19 protein-coding genes, 4 tRNA genes and 1 riboswitch are annotated in these 20,085 nt (G+C 43.5%); of the genes, 11 read left to right on the top strand and 12 right to left on the bottom strand.

Features of this window, described 5'->3' with window-relative positions; genetic code table 11:
• Window position 1: 1 nt before the first annotated feature.
• The 6 genes from AB5062_RS15675 to AB5062_RS15700 all read right to left on the bottom strand — a co-directional run bounded on the left by AB5062_RS15675 (window position 2) and on the right by AB5062_RS15700 (window position 4,158).
• Window positions 2-74: transfer RNA gene (locus tag AB5062_RS15675), tRNA-Gly, on the bottom strand.
• 16 nt (window positions 75-90) lie between these two features.
• Window positions 91-174, bottom strand: a tRNA-Leu gene (locus AB5062_RS15680).
• 23 nt (window positions 175-197) lie between these two features.
• Window positions 198-278 (bottom strand) — tRNA-Leu (locus AB5062_RS15685).
• 47 nt (window positions 279-325) lie between these two features.
• A tRNA-Gly gene (locus AB5062_RS15690) sits at window positions 326-398 on the bottom strand.
• Between the two features lie 173 nt (window positions 399-571).
• The gene (nspC, locus tag AB5062_RS15695; RefSeq protein WP_005845973.1) at window positions 572-1,735 is read right to left on the bottom strand and encodes a carboxynorspermidine decarboxylase; all 1,164 of its coding nucleotides are present in this window, start codon (window positions 1,733-1,735) and stop codon (window positions 572-574) included.
• A 32-nt stretch (window positions 1,736-1,767) separates the two neighbouring features.
• Window positions 1,768-4,158: an ATP-dependent helicase gene (locus tag AB5062_RS15700; RefSeq protein WP_032953384.1), complete on the bottom strand. Its 2,391-nt coding sequence runs from the start codon at window positions 4,156-4,158 to the stop codon at window positions 1,768-1,770.
• A 108-nt stretch (window positions 4,159-4,266) separates the two neighbouring features.
• On the opposite strand from AB5062_RS15700, the gene AB5062_RS15705 reads away from it, so the two are divergent.
• From AB5062_RS15705 to AB5062_RS15745, 9 genes are all read left to right on the top strand, one after another.
• Window positions 4,267-4,884 (top strand): superoxide dismutase, encoded by a 618-nt coding sequence (locus tag AB5062_RS15705; protein ID WP_005852751.1) that lies wholly within the window; start codon window positions 4,267-4,269, stop codon window positions 4,882-4,884.
• A 220-nt stretch (window positions 4,885-5,104) separates the two neighbouring features.
• Window positions 5,105-5,208: riboswitch (TPP riboswitch) on the top strand.
• A 61-nt stretch (window positions 5,209-5,269) separates the two neighbouring features.
• On the top strand, window positions 5,270-5,470 hold the full coding sequence (thiS, locus tag AB5062_RS15710; RefSeq protein WP_005852752.1) for a sulfur carrier protein ThiS: 201 nt from the start codon (window positions 5,270-5,272) through the stop codon (window positions 5,468-5,470).
• Window positions 5,460-6,086 carry a thiamine phosphate synthase gene (locus tag AB5062_RS15715; protein WP_032953383.1) on the top strand — a complete coding sequence of 209 codons (627 nt, stop codon included), beginning with the start codon at window positions 5,460-5,462 and terminating at the stop codon, window positions 6,084-6,086. Before thiS ends, AB5062_RS15715 begins: the two co-directional genes overlap by 11 nt.
• Before the next feature lie 17 nt (window positions 6,087-6,103).
• Window positions 6,104-6,877, top strand: coding sequence for a thiazole synthase (locus AB5062_RS15720; protein ID WP_005852753.1), 774 nt, complete (start codon window positions 6,104-6,106; stop codon window positions 6,875-6,877).
• A gap of 8 nt (window positions 6,878-6,885) precedes the next feature.
• Window positions 6,886-8,586 carry a phosphomethylpyrimidine synthase ThiC gene (gene thiC / locus AB5062_RS15725; RefSeq protein WP_005852754.1) on the top strand — a complete coding sequence of 567 codons (1,701 nt, stop codon included), beginning with the start codon at window positions 6,886-6,888 and terminating at the stop codon, window positions 8,584-8,586.
• Between the two features lie 21 nt (window positions 8,587-8,607).
• Window positions 8,608-9,123: a hypothetical protein gene (locus AB5062_RS15730; RefSeq protein WP_022508358.1), complete on the top strand. Its 516-nt coding sequence runs from the start codon at window positions 8,608-8,610 to the stop codon at window positions 9,121-9,123.
• On the top strand, window positions 9,123-9,695 hold the full coding sequence (locus AB5062_RS15735; RefSeq protein ID WP_005852757.1) for a flavodoxin family protein: 573 nt from the start codon (window positions 9,123-9,125) through the stop codon (window positions 9,693-9,695). The genes AB5062_RS15730 and AB5062_RS15735 overlap by 1 nt, the downstream gene beginning before the upstream one ends.
• Window positions 9,696-9,783: 88 nt before the next feature.
• The gene (thiH, locus tag AB5062_RS15740) at window positions 9,784-10,914 is read left to right on the top strand and encodes a 2-iminoacetate synthase ThiH (RefSeq protein WP_005845953.1); all 1,131 of its coding nucleotides are present in this window, start codon (window positions 9,784-9,786) and stop codon (window positions 10,912-10,914) included.
• 78 nt (window positions 10,915-10,992) lie between these two features.
• Window positions 10,993-11,685 (top strand): HesA/MoeB/ThiF family protein, encoded by a 693-nt coding sequence (locus AB5062_RS15745; RefSeq protein WP_005845950.1) that lies wholly within the window; start codon window positions 10,993-10,995, stop codon window positions 11,683-11,685.
• Window positions 11,686-11,797: 112 nt separating this feature from the next.
• On the opposite strand, the gene AB5062_RS15750 is transcribed toward AB5062_RS15745, so the two are convergent.
• Together AB5062_RS15750 and AB5062_RS15755 are read right to left on the bottom strand one after the other, a co-directional pair.
• Entirely contained in the window at window positions 11,798-12,922 is a 1,125-nt protein-coding gene (locus AB5062_RS15750; protein WP_032953380.1) for a glutathionylspermidine synthase family protein, read from the bottom strand.
• A 12-nt stretch (window positions 12,923-12,934) separates the two neighbouring features.
• Window positions 12,935-13,288, bottom strand: coding sequence for a hypothetical protein (locus AB5062_RS15755; protein ID WP_005845946.1), 354 nt, complete (start codon window positions 13,286-13,288; stop codon window positions 12,935-12,937).
• Between the two features lie 219 nt (window positions 13,289-13,507).
• Between AB5062_RS15755 and AB5062_RS15760 the strand changes: the two genes are divergently transcribed.
• Together AB5062_RS15760 and AB5062_RS15765 are read left to right on the top strand one after the other, a co-directional pair.
• Window positions 13,508-14,116, top strand: a complete 609-nt coding sequence (locus AB5062_RS15760; protein WP_005845944.1) for a thiamine phosphate synthase — start codon at window positions 13,508-13,510, stop codon at window positions 14,114-14,116.
• 164 nt (window positions 14,117-14,280) lie between these two features.
• The gene (locus AB5062_RS15765; RefSeq protein WP_005845942.1) at window positions 14,281-15,219 is read left to right on the top strand and encodes a ribose-phosphate pyrophosphokinase; all 939 of its coding nucleotides are present in this window, start codon (window positions 14,281-14,283) and stop codon (window positions 15,217-15,219) included.
• 129 nt (window positions 15,220-15,348) lie between these two features.
• On the opposite strand, the gene AB5062_RS15770 is transcribed toward AB5062_RS15765, so the two are convergent.
• From AB5062_RS15770 to potA, 4 genes are read right to left on the bottom strand one after another with little or no spacing between them, the layout of a single operon-like run.
• The gene (locus AB5062_RS15770) at window positions 15,349-16,683 is read right to left on the bottom strand and encodes an ABC transporter substrate-binding protein (protein ID WP_032953187.1); all 1,335 of its coding nucleotides are present in this window, start codon (window positions 16,681-16,683) and stop codon (window positions 15,349-15,351) included.
• A 3-nt stretch (window positions 16,684-16,686) separates the two neighbouring features.
• Window positions 16,687-17,478, bottom strand: a complete 792-nt coding sequence (locus tag AB5062_RS15775; protein ID WP_005839542.1) for an ABC transporter permease — start codon at window positions 17,476-17,478, stop codon at window positions 16,687-16,689.
• Complete coding sequence (locus AB5062_RS15780) at window positions 17,472-18,269, bottom strand: ABC transporter permease (protein ID WP_005839541.1); 798 nt, start codon at window positions 18,267-18,269, stop codon at window positions 17,472-17,474. Before AB5062_RS15780 ends, AB5062_RS15775 begins: the two co-directional genes overlap by 7 nt.
• Before the next feature lie 12 nt (window positions 18,270-18,281).
• Entirely contained in the window at window positions 18,282-19,676 is a 1,395-nt protein-coding gene (gene potA / locus AB5062_RS15785) for a polyamine ABC transporter ATP-binding protein (RefSeq protein ID WP_171030637.1), read from the bottom strand.
• Between the last annotated feature and the right edge of the window lie 409 nt (window positions 19,677-20,085).

The raw sequence follows: 20,085 nt of genomic DNA on the forward strand, positions 1-20,085 counted from the left end.
GAGCGGAAAACGAGACTCGAACTCGCGACCCTAACCTTGGCAAGGTTATGCTCTACCAACTGAGCTATTTCCGCAAATATCTTCTCTTCGTGAAGGAAATGAGACTCGAACTCACACGACATAATTGTCACCACCCCCTCAAAGTGGCGCGTCTACCAATTCCGCCATTCCTCCAGAAACGAAAACCTCGTGTGTAGTGCCCAGAACAGGACTCGAACCTGCATGCCTCTCGACACACGCACCTGAAACGTGCGCGTCTACCATTCCGCCACCTGGGCATTCTGTGTAACACTCTTGTCACAACGCACAAGATTTTATTTATGTGAGCGGAAAACGAGACTCGAACTCGCGACCCTAACCTTGGCAAGGTTATGCTCTACCAACTGAGCTATTTCCGCAATTTCCGCTTTCGGTTTTAACTATTTCCCAGCTGTTTCCCGATTGCGGATGCAAAGGTAGTGCTTTTTTCTAAACTTCCAAAAATTTTCTATACTTTTTATAGTACTTTTATTACATTATTTCATCAAACTCCTCATAGTCAATATAAAACAAAAGTTTTTTTTACTTACTATCAAGACATACGGTCACGATAATCCTCATATCGGAAGTCTTTATATACTTCCAATGTATTATCTGTATGCCAAATAGCAATAGAAGGGTGATGGATTCCATTAAACATGTTTGTTTTTACCATAGTGTAATGAATCATATCTTCCAAAACAATGCGTTCTCCTATCTGTAACGGATGGTCAAAACACCAGCTACCCATATAGTCGCCACTTAAGCAACTGTTTCCACCCAAACGGTAAACATTCTCTTCCGTTAAAGCTGTTTTTATCGCATCGACTGGTAAAGTTTTGGCACCACGCACTGCCGGCTGATAAGGCATTTCAAGACAATCGGGCATGTGACAAGTAAAGCTAACGTCCAAAATCGCGGTTTTTATCCCCCGGTTTTCCACTATATCGACAACAGAAGCTACCAAAGGTCCGGTCTGCCAAGTAAAAGCCGAACCCGGTTCTAAAATAATCTCCAAATGAGGATAACGGGCTTTCAAGTTTTTTAATAAAGAAATAAGATGCTCCGTATCATAATCTTTACGTGTTATCAAGTGTCCCCCTCCCAAATTCAACCATTTTATTTGTGGGAACCAAGAAGCAAACTTCTCTTCTATGTGCTGCAAAGTATGCTCTAATTCATAAGAACTGGATTCACAATGACAATGACAATGGAAGCCCTCGATGCCCTCCGGTAAAGTTTCAGGAAGCAAATCGGCCGTCACCCCAAAACGCGTACCGGGAGCACAAGGATTATAAAGTTCCACCTCTACTTCCGAATATTCAGGATTGATGCGGATACCACAGGTTATCTTTTCTCCAAAGGCCTCAACCATAGGATAAAAACGCCGGAACTGACTGAAAGAATTAAAGGTTATATGACTGCTGCATCGCATGATAACCGGAAAATCAGTATCCGTATACGCCGGAGAATAAGTATGGGCCTTACTGCCAAATTCTTCATACGCCAAACGGGCTTCATATACGGAACTGGCTGTAGTATAACGAATGTATTCCCTGAAAATGGGGAATGATTTCCACATGGCAAAAGACTTGAAAGCCAAGATGATCTCAACTCCGGCTCGGTCTGCCACACTCTTTATCAAACTCAGATTCTTTCTGAGCAATGCTTCATCCATTACATAGCATGGAGAAGGTACTTTATGGATATCTATCATTTTTGTATCAGAATTCTATTAAAATATTTATTCTATTCCACAACTTTGAATCGGGCAAATTTCAGTAATAATTGTTTTTCTCCGGCATTCCGGAAACGGACAGTCGCTTTGCTGTTCTCACCAATTCCTTCCACCTTTATCACATCGCCTATTCCAAAACGCTCATGCTCTATCACCTGCCCTGCCTGTACATTCACCGACAAGTTTCTCGCTGCGGACGGCTTTGAGACCGTTTCCGGACCAACCTTGGTCAAATTACGTGGTATACTGGGACGAATAATCTCAACTTTCGGTCTTTCTCCAACTAAAAATGTTTTCTGACCACCAGAGATGTTCGATGAAGAACGCCCGTAAGAAGACTGAGAAGCAGGTTCGTCAAACAAGGAACGAGCCGCACGTTCATTTTGCTCACGACAGAAACGGCTGGCTCTCTCGTCTATTCTCCGGGCCATCTGTTCCTCCTGAGGCAACTTCAGGAAATGTACATCAATATCTTTCAAGAAACGGCTAGGGCTACTGAACTCCATCTTTCCATATTTAAACCGACTCTTGGCAAAAGACAAATAGCAATGCTCTTCGGCACGTGTAATCGCCACATAAAACAAGCGGCGCTCCTCTTCCAGCTCCTTATACGAATTGAGTGACAAAGCACTGGGAAACAAGTTCTCTTCCATCCCAACTACAAAGACGTTTTTAAACTCCAAGCCTTTAGCAGAGTGAATGGTCATCAAGGTAATCTTCTCGGCATCCCCCTCTTTCTCGTTATCCTGGTCTGTCAACAGAGAAACCTCCGACAGAAAATCCGTCAACAGGATGTTTTCATTCCCTTCTTCTTCACGGGTTGCACAAAAATCGTGCATACCGTTTATCAGTTCTTCAATATTCTCCTGACGGCTCAGATTTTCAGGATCATTGCTCTGATAAATCTCATTCATAATGCCGGATTGACGAACAATCATTGCTCCCAATTCGTATGCATTCTTCTTCGGGACCTCCACTATAAAACTTTCTACCAGTTCACGAAACCCCTGTAATTTAGTATGCATACCCTTGTTAATATTCAAGCCGTATGCCAACGGCTCTTCCAAAACCATCCAAAGACTGACATGATGCTGTGCAGCCGCATCAATGACCTTGTTCAACGTAGTATCCCCGATTCCTCGCGCCGGATAATTCAACACCCGCTTAAAAGCCTCCTCATCATTCGGATTTACCGCCAGACGGAAGTAAGATATAACGTCTTTAATCTCCTTGCGTTGATAAAAAGAAAGCCCTCCGTAAATTTTATAAGGCAGACTACGTTTCCGCAAAGCCTCCTCGAAAATACGGCTCTGGGCGTTTGTACGATATAAAATAGCAAAATCATTATAAGAATAATGTTCCCGCGAGCGTAGTTTCACCATCTGGTTGGCCACAATCTCCCCTTCCTCCACATCACTGTAGGCATTGAAAACTCCGATAGGTTCCCCTTTCGCTTTTTCCGAAAATACTTCTTTCCTTATCTGCTCACTATTTTTCTCTATCAGGCTGTTTGCCGCACATACAATGGTCTGGGTAGAACGATAGTTCTGCTCCAATTTAAAAAGCTTGGCTCCCTTATACAGTTGGGTAAATTTCAATATATTGTCAATATTCGCCCCTCGGAAGGAATAGATACTCTGCGCATCATCCCCCACCACGCATACACGCTGATGCTCCCGGGTAAGCTGAAGCACAATGCTGTGTTGTGCGAAGTTGGTATCCTGGTACTCATCCACCAGCACATAACGGAACTGCTCCGCATACTTGCGGCAAATCTCGGGATAATCCCGGAATAACAGATAAGTATAGACCAGCAAATCATCAAAATCCATCGCATCGCTCTGGCGGCAACGTTCCCAGTACCGTCGGTAAATATCACGAGTGGCAGGTACTTTGGCATTCACATCATACTGATAAAGTTCTGCATTCGAAGCGTATGCATCGGGAAAAACCAAGTGATTTTTCGCATTGCTGATACGCGCCTGTATCAACCCCGGTTTATAGGTTTTATCATCCAATTGCATTTCTTTTACAATAGACTTGATCAAACTCTTCGAATCTGAAGAATCATAGATGGTAAAATTGGAGGTAAAGCCGACAGCCTGTGCCTCACACCGCAGGATACGCGAAAAAATGGAATGGAACGTTCCCATCCATAAATAGCGTGCCTGATCGCCCACCTGACGGGCTATACGCTCTTTCATTTCACGAGCAGCCTTATTGGTAAAAGTCAATGCCAGAATAGACCAAGGAGTATATCCCCGTTCCAGTAAATAAGCTATTTTATAAGTCAGTACGCGTGTCTTCCCCGAACCTGCTCCGGCTATCACCAAAGAGGGACCTTCGTTGTAAAGCACCGCATTGCGCTGACTTTCATTCAATTCTTCTAAATAGTTCGTCATAAATTTCACCTTTCGCCCGCAAAGATAGAGAAAGTTTGAGTTTATCAGAACAATTCTATGCTCAATAATGTTATTATGATAGAAGTTTAATTAAAACCTCGACTAAAAATGAATATATTATTAACCACTTTAATTTCATTAGTTATGACTTACGAAATGCCCAAACTCCCGTATGCAAACAACGGACTCGAACCTGTAATCAGTCAGGCTACTATAGACTACCATTATGGCAAGCACTTACAAACATACGTAAACAATTTGAACTCTTTGGTTCCGAGTACAGAATTTGAAGGAAAGACCGTAGAGGAAATTGTTGCATCAGCTCCCGACGGAGCGATATTCAACAACGCCGGACAAGTATTGAACCATACATTATATTTCCTTCAGTTCACCCCCAAACCCAACAAGCATGAACCGTCCGGCAAATTGGCAGAAGCCATCAACCGGGACTTCGGAAGCTTTGAAAACTTCAAGAAAGAATTCAACGCCGCTTCCACAGGACTGTTTGGTTCGGGCTGGGCTTGGCTTTCTATAGACAAGCAAGGAAAACTACATATCACCAAAGAGCCAAATGGAAGCAACCCGTGGCGTGCAGGCCTGAAACCATTGCTGGGTTTCGATGTATGGGAACATGCTTACTATTTGGATTACCAGAACCGCCGTGCAGATCATGTGAACAAGTTATGGGAAATCATTGACTGGGATGTAGTAGAAAAACGTCTATAAAAGAACCCTTAACTATACATCATAATAAAGCTGCCTCGCACCCTATTCATTCAGGGAGCGGGGCAATCTGCTTTAAGATGCAAAGATACAGCAGATATGCATTCATCCTTTTACAAGAATAAACAAGCATAATGCAAGATAATCATAAAAAAACATTCTTCCACAAAAAATAAAGCAGTCTGTTGTAGCATTATTCATTTCTTTCCCATATCTTTGCCATCGTAAAACAAAGGGGTGCCCCACGTAAACAGCGGACGGGCTGAGATTATACCCTGTGAACCTGATGCGGTTAGTACCGCCGAAGGGATTGTTACTTCTTACCTCATACCATCCGGTCAAAAAGCAACTCTTTGTATTTACAAGTAAATTCATAAACTGATATAGTATGAAACTGACAGTAAACAGCAAAGAAACCGAAGTAAAGGACGGATGCACCATAGCCGAACTTTCCACCTTTCTGGCACTTCCTGAGAAAGGTATCGCCATAGCGGTAAACAACCGGATGGTTCCCCGTATAGAGTGGGAGAAATGTGTGTTACACCCCAATGACAGTCTGGTAGTCATTAAAGCTGCATGTGGAGGGTAAGACCGTGGAACTTCAATTCATCACTCACTTCACCGACACATATTCCTATTATGATTCCGCACGCATGGCCTTGGAAGGCGGTTGCCGCTGGATCCAGCTACGCATGAAAGACACTCCCGTTGACGAAGTGGAACGGGAAGCCATACGCCTGCAAGGCTTATGCAAAGACTATGGAGCGACATTTGTCATAGACGACCACGTGGAGTTAGTTAAGAAAATTCATGCTGACGGAGTGCATTTAGGAAAAAAGGACATGCCCGTAGCCGAAGCACGGGGAATATTAGGAAAAGAATTCATCATCGGAGGCACCGCCAATACATTTGACGATGTAAAGATGCATTACAAAGCCGGAGCTGACTACATCGGCTGTGGCCCGTTCCGTTTTACTACTACAAAAAAGGATCTCTCTCCAGTGCTGGGACTGGAAGGTTACCGTTCCATTATTCTGCAAATGAAAGAGGCAAATATCCATTTGCCCATCGTTGCTATCGGGGGAATTACTTTGGAAGATATCCCTTCCATCATGGAAACGGGAATCACCGGTATTGCCTTGAGCGGAACCATACTCCGGGCGAAAGACCCGGTAGCGGAAACTAAACGAATCATGAATTTATAATAAAATCACAAAATACAATGAAGAAACTGATTATAGCTGGAAAAGAATTTAATTCCCGTTTATTCCTGGGAACCGGTAAATTCAATTCAAACACCGTAATGGAAGAAGCCATTCTGGCATCAGGATGTGAAATGGTAACCGTAGCCATGAAACGCATTGAACTGGACGATAAGGAAGATGATATGCTGAAACATATCATTCACCCCCACATACAGCTATTGCCCAATACCTCCGGTGTGCGCACAGCCGAAGAAGCCGTCTTTGCCGCACAAATGGCCCGCGAGGCCTTTGGCACCAACTGGCTGAAACTGGAAATTCATCCCGATCCGCGCTACTTGTTGCCAGATTCTACCGAAACATTGAAAGCAACCGAGGAACTAGTCAAACTAGGTTTCGTCGTATTGCCCTATTGCCAGGCAGATCCTACATTATGCAAACGGCTGGAAGAGGCAGGAGCAGCAACCGTCATGCCGCTTGCCGCCCCCATCGGGACAAACAAAGGCTTGCAGACACGTGACTTCCTACGCATCATTATCGAACAAGCTTCCGTTCCTGTGGTAGTAGACGCCGGAATAGGCGCCCCCAGCCATGCCACCGAAGCGATGGAAATGGGTGCGGACGCCTGTCTGGTCAATACAGCCATCGCAGTAGCCGGCCAGCCGGTAGAAATGGCAATAGCCTTCAAGGAAGCTGTCATTGCCGGACGCCGCGCCTATGAAGCAGGCTTAGGAGCAGTAGGACAGAACTTGATCGCATCCGCCTCATCCCCTTTAACTTCATTCTTAGATTAAACAGAAATATGATAGACAAAAAGCAAGATAAAAAAGCATACGCTCATGCAGAAAAGGCATATATGCAAGGAACCCTGTTCCCATACATCAAAGTAGGAATGCAGAAAGTAAACCTGACTCCTACTGTGAACATAGTGAACGGTGAAAAGGTAACAACGCCCAATGCTCCTGTTTATATTTATGACACCAGTGGTCCGTTCAGTGATCCCAATATGGAAATCGATCTGAAAAAAGGACTTCCCCGTATGCGCGAAAGCTGGATTATTGGACGGGGAGACGTGGAAAAACTGCCCTCCATTACCTCAGAATACGGAAAGATGCGCCGTGACGATAAAAGTCTGGATCACCTGCGCTTTGAACACATCGCCCTGCCCTATCGTGCCAAAGCCGGAAAGGCCATCACACAAATGGCATACGCCAAAGCCGGCATAGTTACACCGGAAATGGAATATGTAGCCATCCGTGAAAACATGAATTGCCGGGAACTGGGCATCGACACCTTTATCACCCCTGAATTCGTGCGTGATGAAATAGCCGCAGGGCGTGCCGTACTTCCCGCCAATATCAACCACCCCGAAAGCGAGCCTATGATTATCGGCAGGAACTTTTTAGTGAAGATCAACACGAACATCGGAAACTCCGCCACCACTTCCTCCATTGACGAAGAGGTGGAAAAAGCCGTGTGGAGCTGCAAATGGGGAGGTGATACCCTGATGGATCTCTCGACCGGCGATAACATTCACGAAACACGCGAATGGATTGTCCGCAACTGTCCTGTCCCCGTAGGTACCGTACCTATTTATCAGGCATTAGAGAAAGTAAACGGTAAAGTAGAGAATCTGAATTGGGAGATTTATAAAGATACATTAATCGAACAATGCGAACAAGGAGTGGACTACTTTACCATCCATGCCGGAATACGCCGCCAGAATGTACATCTGGCCGACAAACGTCTGTGTGGCATCGTAAGCCGCGGAGGCAGCATCATGAGCAAGTGGTGTCTGGTACATGACAAGGAAAGTTTCTTATATGAGCATTTTGATGACATCTGTGATATTCTGGCACAATACGATGTAGCCGTATCCTTGGGTGACGGACTTCGTCCGGGCTGTATCGCTGACGCTAATGACGAGGCACAGTTTGCCGAACTGGATACCATGGGTGAACTTGTACTCCGAGCATGGAACAAAAACGTACAGGCATTCATTGAAGGACCGGGGCATGTACCTTTGCATAAAATCAAAGAAAACATGGAACGCCAGATCTCTCACTGTCACAACGCACCGTTCTACACCCTCGGTCCGCTGGTAACGGACATCGCTCCGGGATATGACCATATCACTTCGGCCATCGGTGCCGCACAAATCGGCTGGTTAGGCACTGCCATGCTATGTTATGTCACCCCGAAAGAACATCTGGGATTGCCCAACAAAGAAGATGTACGCATAGGTGTCATCACTTACAAGATTGCTGCCCATGCTGCCGATCTAGCGAAAGGGCATCCGGGCGCACAGATTCGCGACAATGCTTTAAGCAAGGCACGTTATGAATTCCGTTGGCGCGACCAGTTCCATCTGAGTCTGGATCCCGACCGCGCTTTGGAATACTTCAATGAAGGCCGCCATACGGACGGTGAGTACTGTACCATGTGCGGACCCAACTTCTGCGCTATGAAACTGAGCCGCGACTTGAAGAACGTGGGTAATTAAACAACTGACTTTGTAAAAACTATGGAAGATTTCAAGAAAGCACTTGAAGGAACTTTAGGAAGAAAACACATAGACAACATAGTAGATCAAGTGGCCAGCTTCCCCGACCGCTTTGATGCTCTTTATACTCTAACGCAGCATGAAGAAACAAGGATAGCCTGGCGTGCCACTTGGGCTTGTGAAAAACTGAGTCTCCTCCTTCCTTCCCTATTGATGGATAAAAGGGAGGAACTGATGTTACGGGCCATGCAATGCCCCCACGATGGAACAAGACGCCTGCTACTGAATATCCTTCATCATCTTCCTGTCCCGAAGCCTGTCAACGCAGCTTTCTTCGATTTCTGCCTTCAAGGTATGCTATCTTCTGCCGAAAGCGCATCCGGACAAGCCGTCTGCATGAAACTTGCCTACGACATCTGCCTGGAAGAACCGGAACTGACAGGAGAGCTGAAAGCATATCTGGAAAATATGGAACCGGAATACTATACGGTTGCAGTGCAATGTGTCCGCAACAACATCCTAAAAAAAATAAGGTAATGAAGATATTGATACTCAACGGAAGTCCTCGTTGCCAAGGACTTATCAGCCGAATGCTGGACATCATGGCCGAAGAAGCTCGCATACGTGGCGCCGAAGTGGAAGCAATATCCATCCATAAATTGCAGGTACGCCCCTGTACAGGATGCATGGCTTGCCGCAGCCGGCAGGCCTGTGTCCTACCCGAAGACGATGCGCAGCGCACGCTTCAAAAGATACAATGGGCAGACGTGCTGATTGTCGGATCACCCTGCTATTGGGGAAACATGAACGGACATCTGAAAGTAGTGTTCGACCGCATCGTGTACGGCATGATGGGAGAAAGTCCGAAAGGGATCCCCCAAGCGTTGCATAAAGGCAAGAAAGCAGTCATCGTAAGCACCTGCTCCACCCCATGGCCGTTCAATATCTGGTTTAACCAGACACGCGGTGTAGTAAAAGCGTTGCGCGAAATTCTGAAGTGGAGCGGATTCTCTATCAAAGGCGTTATCCAGAAGGGAGGAACGAAGCAACATCCCGAGCTGACGGAAAGCGACAAAAAGAAATGTAGAAAAATAATAAGAAACTTATAGCTTGAAACCTGTTTAAATGCCGAAAAAGTTTAAATAGGCTCTTATAGAAGCGAAATCATCTTATAGAACTATAACAAAAATAACAATTATGTTTTCAGAAGAACTTGAAAAAATAGATTGGGAGGAAACCACCAAAACCATCTACTCCAAGACCGAAAGTGATGTGCTCCGCGCTCTTGGCAAGGAACATTGCGATGTGGACGACTTTATGGCGCTCATCTCCCCCGCAGCAGCAAAATACCTGGAGCCGATGGCGCAACTAAGCAAAAAATATACCGAAGAACGTTTCGGCAAAACCATCTCCATGTTTATACCGCTGTATATCACCAACTCCTGCACCAATTCTTGTGTGTATTGTGGTTTCCATATCAGCAACCCGATGGCACGTACCATCCTCACCCCCGAACAGATTGAAGATGAATACAAAGCCATCAAGAAACTGGGGCCTTTTGAGAACCTGTTACTGGTGACCGGAGAGAATCCGGCAAAAGCCGGAGTCCCTTATCTGGCTAAAGCTTTGGACATCGCCAAAAAATATTTCAGCAATCTGAAGATAGAGGTAATGCCCCTCAAAGCCGAAGAATATGCCGAACTGAAAGAACACGGACTGAATGGAGTCATTTGCTTTCAGGAAACTTATAACAAAGCCCGTTATAATATATATCACCCACGCGGGATGAAATCCAAATTCGAGTGGCGGGTAAACGGCTTCGACCGCATGGGTCAGGCAGGAGTCCACTCCATTGGCATGGGAGTACTTATCGGACTGGAAGAATGGCGCACCGATGTGACCATGATGGCTTATCACTTACGCTATCTTCAGAAAAAGTATTGGAAAACCAAATACAGTGTCAACTTCCCCCGTATGCGTCCGGCAGAAAACGGTGGTTTCCAGCCGAATGTCATCATGAATGATCGTGAGTTGGCACAGCTCACTTTTGCCATGCGTATTTTCGATCACGATGTAGATATCTCCTACTCCACTCGTGAACCGGCACAAATCCGCGACAACATGGCAGGGCTAGGAGTGACTACCATGAGTGCTGAAAGCAAAACTGAACCGGGGGGATACTATACCTATCCGCAAGCTTTGGAACAATTCCATGTAAGTGATGAGCGTACAGCCGTAGAAGTAGAACACGCACTGAAATCATTAGGAAGGGAGCCGGTATGGAAAGACTGGGATGTTTCTTTTGACAAGTTCACGCCAATACGATAGATTTTACCCATATTTTTAAAGGAATGGGGCTGTATAAATGATACAAAGCTCCTTTTTTTCAAATTAACAACAAACAAAGTGGAAAGATATAACCGTCAAATTATTCTCCCTGAATTGGGAGAAAAAGGACAACAACGGCTTCAGCAGGCCAAAGTGCTTATTGTCGGTGTAGGTGGTCTGGGATCTCCTGTTGCCTTGTACCTGACAGGAGCCGGAGTAGGTACCATCGGATTAATAGACGATGATGTGGTAAGTGTCAGCAACTTGCAACGTCAAGTACTTTATAGTGAAGCCGAGGTAGGCATGCCCAAAGCTATCCAAGCCAAGAAACGTCTTGAAGCCCTGAACCATGATGTACAAATCAATGCCTATCCCACAAGACTGACTAAAGAGAATGCGGATGAAATTATCCGTACCTACGACATCATTATAGATGGATGTGATAATTTCGCTACCCGCTATCTTATCAATGATATCTGTGTGAAATGGGGAAAAGTTTATGTATATGGTGCCATCCGTGCCTTCGAAGGTCAAGTATCCGTTTTCAATTACCAAGGAGGCCCCGATTACCGCCACTTTTTCCCCGACGAAACAGAAATGCTATCCATGCCCCATCCGCCCAAAGGAGTATTAGGTGTAACCCCTGGCATAATAGGTTGTGCCGAAGCTGCTGAAGTGTTGAAGATTATAGGTGAATATGGCGAAGTGTTAAGCGGCAAATTATGGACGATTAACGTAAAAACGATGGAAACCCATCTCATTTCCTTCTAGAGGAATCGAACCGACCCTATTCAAAAGACATTAATTCCTCAATTATGTGCCAACAGTCGAGGCATGACGACATCCGTCGTCCGGCATCGACCGGCACATGGATAGTTTGACTTTATCCTATAATATGTGGTACAAACTCGGACAAGTTATCTGTAACCTCCATACGATTTTCGCGAATACCGATGCCCGCAGCTTCTCCTCCTATAATCCAAGAACCAATAACTGGATATCTGCCACTGTACGCTGTCGGTTCCGCATACTCCTGATATACATAAGCTCCAGTGTTATAATCACCCTCCGTTTCAGCTATACGTACATATTCCTCCCAATCCCGGATATCAACAACGCTTACATTATGACCTTCACGAGAGAAGACCGGTTTTTTACAAAACAATCCCGACCGAGGGCGCGACAAATAACAAGGAAGCACATAAGGAGAATCCGGAAACAACTCGTACAATGTGGCAAGGATCGCCTTATTGGACATCACCAATTTCCATATCGGCTCCAACCATTCCATTTCCGCTAGACATCCGTCAGGACTTTCGTCCACCATCCACTCCCACGGATAAAGTTTAAAGCACCGGTTCACTAGTTCACCTGCCGGATCAAAAAATCGTCCATTTTGCAAATCCAGCGCCTGCATATCCAATACTCGGGTAGAAAACCCAGCCTCCATCGCCGTACTTGCCAGATATTGCAACGTTCCTGTATCTTCATTATTCTCTAATGCACCAGCAAAATGAATCTCTCCTTTTTTGGGGAAAATATCTTTCCATGACTGCACCAATCCTTCATGAATACCATTAAACTGGTCGCATTCCGGAAAAACATCCTCTTTCCATTGCCATTGGATAACAGATGCTTCAAGCAAAGAAGTCGGTGTATCAGCATTGAACTCCAATATTTTCGGAGTACCATCCTTGGCTAATATAAAATCAAAACGACCATACAGACTTAACTCATCCGCATCCCAAGAAGCACGGATACGCTCACCAATCTCCTTCGGAATATTCAATGCACGCTCCATAAATTCCGGGTTATCTTCAATAATGAATTGAGCAGCCTCACAATACAGACGGTACGCCTCATTGGTTGCTTCCTCCAAACAGGCTGTTTCTTCAGCCGTAAAACGATAATACGCTTCCTCGCGCCAATAATCACCATGAAAATCAAAGCCCAGCGCTTCTATTTTCTCACGGTAGTCTGAACGTGGCGTAACAGGTATTCTTTTCATATCCGCTTCCTATTAACTATGAACACCGGATGAACGGCGTGTTTTCCCAAAAACACTTCCGCTCGATTTTGATTTTGTAGACGATTTTGCCCCCACATTCACTTTTGAAGGAGCATCCACTTTCATTCCGTTAGCATCTGTCCACGAATCAGATTTAGGATAATAATAATGTGTGGTAGAAAGTCCGTTGGCCATAGACGGCATTAATGCCCAACGCATTAGCATAGCGTTATAAATCCAACTGTTTCCCTGATGATCACGGTACTCTTCTTGATCTTTAGGATTCTCAGGCAATTCCGTTTTTTGCGTACATCCGGCAAGTGCCATCAAACAAAATGCGGCTGCAAGAAATTGTTTTTTATTCATAATTCTATCTATTCGTCTTGTTTTATTAGCGCAAAAGTAAATAAAAAACGCCTATTTCATACAGATACACACAGATTATTTAAAACTTTTCCATCGCATGAATCACTTTTTCGGGGAAAGTATCCCATTGATTTACAGGTTTATCAAAAATAAATCTATAAATCCACTAGGATTATTACAAATAGGTTGCTATCTTTGCTTAGCAATTAGTCATAAGGTATGAAGTTAATTCTAATAACGCCCCCCACTTATTTTGTGGAGGAAGATAAAATAATTACAGCTCTTTTCGAGGAGGGACTAGACACACTCCATCTGCGAAAGCCCGGTACAGCACCCATGTTTGCAGAACGTCTGCTAACCCTTATCCCCGAACAATATCACAAACGCATCGTGGTTCACGGACATTTTTATCTGAAAGAGGAATACAAACTGAAAGGAATTCACCTGAACGGTCGTAATCCGAACCTGCCGGAAGGATACAAAGGACATGTCAGTTGTTCTTGCCATTCGCTAGACGAAGTTAAAGAGCGCAAATCCAGTTGCGATTATGTATTTCTGAGTCCGGTATTCAATAGCATATCCAAACTAAATTATAACTCGGCATACACCGCCGAAGAACTCCGTACCGCCGCCAAAGCAGGCATTATTGACAAAAAAGTCATAGCTTTGGGAGGCATTGACGAAGAAAACTTGCTGGAGGTAAAGGACTTTGGTTTCGGAGGAGCCGCCATATTGGGCGCCCTTTGGAATAAATTCGATGCGTGTACCGATCGCGATTATCGGTGCGTGATAGAACATTTCCGGAAATTAAGAGATTTAGCAGACTGATTTATCAAAATAATTTAGAATAGAAGCCTAAAAAACGAAGAATATGCTTCAAACCAAGCATATTACAATAATGAGAAGTTATTTTTAAATTTCTATTTTTAATTTCTAATTATAATACGTACCTTTGCACGCAAATTAACAAATAGGTAATATCTATTACAAAAATGAGCAAAACATCACCTTTTAGGGTATTCTCAGGAACAAATTCGAGATACCTTGCAGAAAAGATTTGCAACAGCCTCGGTTGCAAATTAGGAAACATGAACATCATGCATTTTGCTGATGGTGAGTTCGCTGTTTCTTATGAAGAATCAATTAGAGGCGCACATGTTTTTCTAGTTCAATCTACCTTTCCTAACTCTGACAACTTAATGGAACTGCTGCTAATGATTGATGCAGCTAAAAGAGCCTCTGCAAAAAGCATTGTAGCCGTTATTCCCTACTTTGGATGGGCACGTCAGGACAGAAAAGACAAACCTCGTGTTTCTATCGGTGCTAAACTGGTAGCCGATCTTCTGAGCGTAGCAGGCATCGACCGTTTAATCACAATGGATTTGCATGCCGATCAGATTCAAGGATTCTTTGATGTACCGGTAGACCACCTCTACGCTTCTGGCGTATTCCTGCCTTACATTGAATCATTGCAACTGGAAGACTTGGTAATCGCAACTCCGGACGTGGGTGGTTCAAAACGCGCCAGCACTTATTCCAAATATTTGGGTGTACCCTTAGTACTCTGCAACAAGACGCGCCTGAAAGCCAATGAAGTGGCCACCATGCAAATTATCGGTGATGTAAAAAATAAAAATGTCATCTTAATTGACGATATGGTAGATACAGCAGGTACTATTACCAAAGCTGCCGATATTATGAAAGAAGCGGGAGCTATTTCCGTCCGCGCTATCGCTTCTCACTGTGTAATGTCAGGTCCTGCATCCGAACGCGTTCAGAACTCCGGCTTGGAAGAAATGGTATTTACCGATAGTATTCCTTATGCTAACCGTTGCTCTAAAGTGAAGCAACTGACCATTGCTGATATGTTTGCTGAAACAATCCGCCGCGTGATGAATAATGAGTCTATCTCTTCACAATACATCATTTAATCTTTATATGATTATAGAAATAAAAGTCCGGACTTTCCCAAGTTCGGACTTTTATTTTAATTCTACCTAAAGATTGGATTCCCTAAATCGTTTTATCAGCAAGACTAAATGTTTCCTTCCCTTATAAAGTCATTTCTTTCTTCGATGATTCCTGCGACGATATTGAGCCTTTTCATGCTGATAACGCTGAAGTTTTCTATACACGGTGAATACTACCATAATCCCGGCAGATACCAGAATCACAATAACCACGCCTACCCCCAAATTATCCCCTTTTACACGCGACCACATTTCCAAGACCAATTCGGTCTTGTCACCGGAATCACGAATCATGGCACAACGCTCCACCACTGTACGGTCAGGATACTGTACCTTATCTATTTGTATACTATCGGCAGCAGGACCGAAAAAATAGCTTAAATCTGCAAAGTAAGATAAAGTAGTATCTATTTTTGCCTCCAAAATCTCGGGAGTAGCAACGGCACTCACATAACCACAGGCGTCCATATTACGTAAAGCCACATCGGGACGGCATAAATAATTAATAAAATAACTGGCAGCCTTTTTATTTCTAGCATACTTAGGGATCACCCATCCGTCATACCACACATTACTTCCTTCCACCGGCACCTCATAGTCCAGATGGATGCCCACTCCTTCAGCCTCTTCTATCGCCCATACCGCATCCCCGCTCCAGGTCATGTTCAGCCATGTTTTACCTTTAGTCATCATTTCCTTGCCAAAATCAGCTTCCCAACCTGCTATCAAGGGTTTCATGGCTTTCAGATACTTCTCAACTGTATCGATGGATGCTTGCGAATAGTTGTTCATCAACTCCTCTACCGTAACCTTGCCTTTTTTCAAATCCTCGGCATTGGCATAAATCAATGCGGTACCATATGCATCACGATAACTTTCCTTCATCAGGATCTTGTTCTCATATTTCAGATTCCAAAGACTGGCCCAAGTCCTGGCATCTTCCGCTGGAACATGATCGGTATTAAAAAGGATACCTGCTGTTCCCCACATATAACCGATGGCATAATCTGAAGCACGATGCCCCGACCAGCTCAATTTATCCAATTGTTCACGGATATAAGGAGATTCATTATGCAGATAATTGGGGGTCTTTCCAAAAACGGTATCAATGGGAAGCAATAAACCTTTCCTCAGCATGCGCTCTATGATATACTCCGAAGGACAAACTACATCAAAATCTTCATGCCCGCGTTCTATCTTGGTCAACATGATTTCATTGATGTCAAAAGTCTGATAGACAATCCGAATATCTTCCCCCGTCTGTTCTTTGTACCACCGGGGAAATTCCGCCAACATATCCTCATCAATGTAATCGGCCCAATTATATATTTTCAGCACACTCTCACGAGGCTCTGTGTTATAGCATCCGGTTAAAGAGAATAACGCGCACACACACACCATCAGCCATCTATTTATTTTCCTCATTTTTTATACCTCCTTTTTCTTGCCTGCACGGCGATTGATGATAACCAGCAATACCAGCACCAATACGAATATAATGGTAGAAAGCGGACGAAGTTCAGGGGTCAACCCTCCTTTCCGTGCATCCGCATAAATATAGGTGGAAAGAGTTTCAAGCCCTTCATTACCAATAGTAAATACAGTCACGGCAAAATCGTCAATGGACAAAGTCACCGCCAACATAAAACCTGAAATCATTCCCGGAAGAATCTCAGGAACAATCACCTTGCGGAGTGCCTGCATAGGAGTAGCCCCCAAGTCAAGCGCCGCCTCATAAATATTCGGATTCATCTGTTTCAAACGCGGCAACACACTTAACACCACATATGGAGTACAGAATGTGATATGTGCAAGCACTACAGTGGTATATCCTTGTGGAATACCCAAAGATACGAACAGCAAGAATAGAGATATACCAATAATAATATCTCCATTCAAAATAGGGATATTATTGACAAAACTGATTGCTTTACGGGCACGGGGACGAAGATTGAATATGCCGATTGCCGTAATACTGCCCAGCAAGGTGGATACGGTAGCTGCAATAAAGGCAATGCTCAAGGTATTGACCAAGGCATTTGTCAATGAATGATGTGTACCCGCAACAAACAGGGATGAATAGAGTTTGGTGGAAAACCCAGTCCAGTTGCCCAGCACCTTTGCTTCGGTAAACGAATAGATCATAATGATAAAAATAGGCGCATAAAGCAATAGCAGAAGCAGCCACAAATACCCCTGACACAAAATTTTCTTTACCATAGTCCGCCTCCTTCGTTATGATCCTTATCATCTGAAGCGAGCAAGGTTGTCGCACCAATAAGGAACAACATGATCAACGACAAGGCCGCCCCATAATTCCACATACTATTATTAATATTTTCCTGGATAGTAGTGCCAAATAATTTAATATTATTCATTGTCAATAATTCGGCAATAGCAAATGTGGAGATAGTAGGCATAAATACCATTAATATACCACTCACAATACCTGGCATAGACAGGGGCAACACAGCCTTGAAAAACACTTGCATGGGATTGGCGCCCAAATCTTGCGCCGCTTCCACATAACTTTTATCCAATTTCTGCAAAGTGTTGTAAATAGGATAAATCATAAAAGGCAAAAAATTATATACCATACCGAATATCAAAGCCCCCTCTCCTAAAGATACGTTCATAAAATCGAACAAGGCCACCGTAGCCAGTGTACGTATTAAAATATTCACCCACATGGGCAAAATAAACAATACCACCACTGTCGATGCATATTTCATCCGCGTCTGTGTCAGAATATAGGCAGCAGGATATCCCAATAAGATACATACCACTGTTGTGATGATGGCCACGCCAATAGAATAAACAAATGTGTTGATTGCCTCGGGATGGGCGAAAAATTTGGCAAAATTTCCCAATGTGAAATGCCCCGCATCATCCATAAATGCATAAACCACTATTAAAAGTAGCGGAAGAATAACAAATACCGCCGAAAATATCACGTAAGGAATAGTCCAACTTTTACGTGAAGACAAGAAAAATCGTATCGTTCTGAGCACCTCTTTTCTTTATTATGATTCTACAATCTGAGTTATTTTTATACTTTCGGGAAAGATGCTGATACCTACATGATCACCATTGTCCCATACATCATTGGTATCAACAAAAATATCCTCACCCCAGTCCGATGACACAGTGAGGTGATAATGATCTCCCTTATATAGGATAAAACGTACATCTCCGGTTAAAGTTCCATCCTCTTCATTATCCTGCAAAATGATATCCTTGAAATCTACCTGCACTTTTACTTTAGTTCCCGGCTCAATGTCAACCACTGGCAGACACTCAAACGTACATCCCAGAAATTCCACATGTGTTCCATCTGTCAGTTCTCCTTCAAACGTATTGCATACACGTTCTTTTTTCATAATATGGATATCAAAAGGTTTTATCAACAAACCTACCTGCTCACCCACAGCAAAATGATGATAGTCCTGTACAATAAATTCATAACCATTGGCCTCAACCACCATTTCATAATGCACACCTTTAAAGATGGATGAGGTTACGATACCTGAAATCTGTGAAGCATCCGAATCCGGAAAAATATACCAATCTTCAGGACGTACCACAACATCTACCGGCATATTTTCACCGAAACCTTCATCTACACATTCAAATTCCACTCCTGCAAAACGCACAAGCTTGTCCTGTATCATAGTTCCGTTCAGAATATTGCTCTCACCTATAAAATCAGCTACAAACGAATTGATGGGTTCGTTATAAATATCCACCGGTGTTCCGATCTGCTGTATTTTTCCTTCACTCATTACAACAATCGTGTCGCTCAGTGTTAAAGCTTCCTCTTGGTCATGCGTCACATAAATAAAAGTGATGCCCAATGTCTTATGCATCTCTTTTAATTCCATCTGCATATCTTTACGCATCTTCAAGTCCAAAGCAGCCAAAGGCTCATCCAGCAACAACACCTCCGGCTCATTGACAATAGCACGGGCTATGGCTACACGCTGTTGCTGCCCGCCTGACAAGGAATTCACATCCCGATACTCATAGTCCGTCATCCCTACCATACGAAGAGCAGCCTTTACTTTCTTCTCGATAGTCTGCTTAGAGATCTTTTTCAATTTCAATCCGAAGGCAATATTATCGAACACATTCAAATGAGGGAACAAAGCATACTTCTGGAACACAGTATTTACCGGACGCTTATGCGGAGGTGTCTGCGTGATCTCTTTTCCAGCTATCTTTATCTCGCCTTCCGAAGCAGTCTGAAAACCGGCAATCAAACGTAAAAGAGTTGTCTTTCCGCAACCGGAGGGTCCCAACACAGTTACAAACTCACCTTTTTTTACATATAAATTAATGTTATCCAAGACCATTTTATCACCAAAAAACTTGGAAACACCTTTTACCTCAATTATATAATTAGATTGTTGCATACTCATTTTGTAATTGAGTTGCAAAATTACGGTATTTTTCAAGAATGGAGGATATAAATAAAGTAATATTTATTCATCCGACTAATAATTTTCCATTGTGCGTACTATTTCTCTTCTCCCAGCAAAGTGAATGATAGGCTTTTGAGAAATTGTAAACAAAAAAATGAGACCTTCTCCCTGCTCGGATTCAACATCTACCCGATCTCCCATAATAATACTGCTACAAATAGAAAGTCCCAATCCTATACTCTACTTGAAAGTATTCAATTGTACAAAGCGTTAAAATATCTGCCCCTGCTTCTCTTCCGGAATTCCACAATCTGCATCTTTTACATAAAAATACATTTTCCCTCCTGTTGTTCATAACCCATGATAAAACTTCCTTAGAAAATAAATTTCATTGCATTAATAACTA

This window comes from Phocaeicola sp. RTP21359st1_B8_RTP21360_211022 (assembly GCF_040911965.1).
Lineage (GTDB): Bacteria > Bacteroidota > Bacteroidia > Bacteroidales > Bacteroidaceae > Phocaeicola > Phocaeicola vulgatus.